General features: G+C 75.0%; 1 pseudogene. It reads left to right on the top strand.

The annotated features are described in order from the left end of the window. A pseudogene (locus NKF06_RS20765) lies at nt 1-624 on the top strand (CobD/CbiB family cobalamin biosynthesis protein); the annotation flags it as partial.

The following is a 624-nucleotide window of genomic DNA, read 5'->3' as shown; positions in this document are numbered from 1 at the left end:
CGCGTCCACCCGGTCGCGCTGTTCGGCCGACTCGTCTCGCCCGTCGACCGCGAGTGGTCCCGTCCGACGCTCGTCGGCGGGGTCGCGGCCGTCGCGCTCCCGGCGCTCGCCGCGGTCGTCGCCGCGGTGCGACGTGGGGTGCAACGCTCGTTTCGCCGTGGCTCGGCGCGGCCGTCGCCGCGCTCGCGCTGTTTTCGACCACGAGCCTCCGGATGCTCCTCGATGCGGCCGAGGCGGTCGTCTCCGCCACGGCGGACGAATCCGACCTCGACACCGCCCGGTACGAACTCCGGGCGTTGGCCGGGCGCGACCCGTCGTCGCTCTCGGCGGCCGACATCCGGAGCGCCGCCGTCGAGAGCGCCGCGGAGAACCTCGCCGACGGCCTCGTCGCCCCGTTGCTCGCGTTTACGCTCCTCGCGCCCGTCTCGCTCCCGCTCGCGGTCGGCGCGGCCGCGTGGGTCAAAGGCGTCAACACGCTCGATTCGATGCTCGGCTACCGACACAAGCCGGTCGGTCGGGTTCCGGCCCGCCTCGACGACGCGGTGATGTGGCTCCCGGCGCGCGTTTCGGCCGTCTTACTGGCCGTCGTCGCCGGCGCGCCGGCCACGGTGACGCGAGTCGGCG

Origin of the sequence: Haloferax sp. AB510 (assembly GCF_024136985.1) — an archaeon.
Classification (GTDB): Archaea; Halobacteriota; Halobacteria; order Halobacteriales; family Haloferacaceae; genus Haloferax.
Note: the sequence above shows the minus strand (reverse complement) of the source record. Positions and strands in the feature narration are given on the sequence as shown.